General features: G+C 62.4%; 2 protein-coding genes and 1 pseudogene. 1 reads left to right on the forward strand and 2 read right to left on the reverse strand.

Annotated features, from left to right (window positions below):
• Nucleotides 1–124, forward strand: a pseudogene (locus CKO23_RS27070) (IS1595 family transposase); the annotation flags it as partial.
• 254 nt (nt 125–378) lie between these two features.
• Here the strand turns inward: CKO23_RS27070 and CKO23_RS24405 are convergent.
• Nucleotides 379–939 (reverse strand): Uma2 family endonuclease, encoded by a 561-nt coding sequence (locus CKO23_RS24405; RefSeq protein WP_200336049.1) that lies wholly within the window; start codon nt 937–939, stop codon nt 379–381.
• Between the two features lie 65 nt (nt 940–1,004).
• Nucleotides 1,005–1,751, reverse strand: coding sequence for a tyrosine-type recombinase/integrase (locus tag CKO23_RS24410; RefSeq protein WP_200336054.1), 747 nt, complete (start codon nt 1,749–1,751; stop codon nt 1,005–1,007).
• Between the last annotated feature and the right edge of the window lie 690 nt (nt 1,752–2,441).

The raw sequence follows: 2,441 nt of genomic DNA on the forward strand, positions 1-2,441 counted from the left end.
TGCCAGCTACCTGAACGAGTTCGTGTTCCGCTTCAACCGCCGGCGGTCCCGCAGCCGTGGGATGGTGTTCTACCGGGTACTCGAACTCGCGATTGCGAACGAGCCTGTGCGCTACAAGGAACTCGCACTGACCCAGCGACCCCGAACAGTACTCCCCACCCCGCCGAGGGCAAATGGCCACCCGCCAAGCCTCGACCTCCCTCCCGCAAACCGTCCGTGGAGGAACTCCGGTTAAGTGGAGAGCCCAGAGGGTCCTATCCGAGGATTTGAGACACGAGAGGACGAGGATCTAGACCCAAACGAGGCGGTCGGTGGGCTTACCTAGGTTTTCTGTTCCGTTGCACCCGAGACCCCAAGTCCTTTAGGTGTGCTTTGGCTTCAGCTCCAGAGGTTGCTGAGTTCGAGCTTCAACGCATCGAAGGGCGCGACCGCGATGGCATCGTTCCCGGATGCCTCCAGGAGCAGCCGCCAATCACCGTCTTCCAGACCGTAGGCTTCGAGACTTCGCCGCATCGGATCGATCAGCCAGGCATAGGAGACGCCGTAGTGTGCGTAGATCGGCATCTTGATTTCCCGGTCTTTGCTGGCGGTTGACGGCGAGAGGATCTCGCAGACCCAGTCCGGAACGACCTCGAAGCGGTGGCCTTGAGGAATGTGTGGCATCCGCTCTCGACGCCAGCCAGCCAGATCGGGAACGACGACCTCGCGATCGGTGACGAAGTGGATCTCTGGCTCCACGAGAATCCACCAGCCACCGGGGCCGCCGCGGCCTTTTCCGAACGGTCCGCCGATCTCGATCTGGAGGTTCGACTCGGCCAGCGCATGCGGACCGGCGGGCCGCGGCTGAGTGTGCAACTGTCCGTTGAGGATCTCTCCAGTCAATCCCTCTGGCAGCGCTTCGAGCTGCTCGTAAAGCGTTTGCTTGTAGGCATGTTGCATGAGTTGTCCCCGAAATCTCGTCCTCCAAACATGACGTACGCTGTTTACCTGTCAAAGCCGACGCTTCAGATGATAATCCGCTCCACCTCATCGAGATTGACCTGATCGTTGCGCCGATCATAGAGCCCCGTGGTCCGGGCACTCTCATGGTTGGCCATCTGCTGGGCCACTTCGAGCTTGCCGCCGTTTCTCAGATACTCGGTGATCCCGGTGGCCCGGAATGTATGGCAGCCCGCCGCCGTGGCGATCCCCGCGTCCAGGACCCGTCGGCGGATCATGCGGTAGACCTCGTTCTGCTGCAGGGGCCGGTCGGTGAGCTCGCCGCTTTTACCCGGGGCGGTGGGGAAGAGGGCGGCCTTGGGCTGATCCCGCAACCCGGTCGCCTCGAGGTAGGCGTGCAGCGAGGCCTCCAGGTTGTGGTGGCAGGGCATCTCATGGCGCTTGCCGCCTTTCTCGTGCAATCGGACCCAGGTGCGCCGGCTCTGAATATAGACATCCTCGACCCGCATCTTGATCGCGGCGCCGACGCGGGCGAAGGTGTAGACCATCAAGCTGATCAGGGCGTGATCCCGCCGCCCGATCGGCGTGCTGGTGTCGATGGAATCGAGCAGCAGGCGCGCCTCCTCGGCGCTCAGCACCGGCGTCTTGCCTTTCTTGACGCTGTGCCGAGGACCGCGCACCGCCGCGGCTGGATTGACCGCGAGCTGCTGGCCGACGACCAGCCAGTCGAAAAGCATGCGGATCGCCGCCAGGTGCTGCTTGACCGACGGCGCCGAGAGCCGCGCCTGGAGCGTCTCGATATAGGCCGCCACATGGCACCGGCTCGATGTCCTCAAGCGCCGTGAGCCCGGCCTGGTCGCACCAGGCGGCGAAGTCGACTGTCGCCCGGGTATAGGCGCGCCGGGTATTGGCATTGCGAATGTTGGCCGTGAAGAACTCGATGAAGCGCTTGCCGGCCTCTGGGGTGCGGACGAAGAGCGCCGGCAGATTCATGGCGCTCGGGTCGAGCGCGTTGACGAGCTGATTCATGGAGACCTCCTCAGTGCACGGCACCGTGCCTGACACATCAATCGAGCGCGTGCTTTCGATTGACGCCTACAATCCTCATTCGGAACGCGCGAAACTCAATCCACTGTGCTCGCGCGATTGCATCCCGCAATCCTGACCGTCGGCGCACCGAGAAAACAATCCTTCGCGCACCCGTGATTGCCCTCCGCAAGCCTCCCCTCTCCTGACTATTGACCATGATATAGCCACCCGGTCTGATATCCATACATGCCCCTTCGGTCGACCCCCGGAAACACTGGCTAGAATCAAGGGGCCAGTACGAGTATCACGCAGAATGGCTATAACCTCCTTCTGGGGTCTCCACTTAACCGGAGTAAACTCCAAGGGTGACTTACCCTCATGCTGGCGTTGATTATCCGCGGACTGCGGGCGAGTTCCAGTCCTGGTTTCGCACCGATGCGGACTGCCTCGACTACCTGGAGTGGCTCCGGTGG

It is taken from the genome of Thiocystis violacea, from assembly GCF_016583565.1.
Classification (GTDB): domain Bacteria; phylum Pseudomonadota; class Gammaproteobacteria; order Chromatiales; family Chromatiaceae; genus Thiorhodococcus; species Thiorhodococcus violaceus_A.

What these genes read in the sequence shown, in the direction of transcription:
- CKO23_RS24405 (WP_200336049.1), bottom strand. Translation starts at nt 939, where the DNA reads ATGCAACATGCCTACAAGCAAACGCTTTACGAGCAGCTCGAAGCGCTG.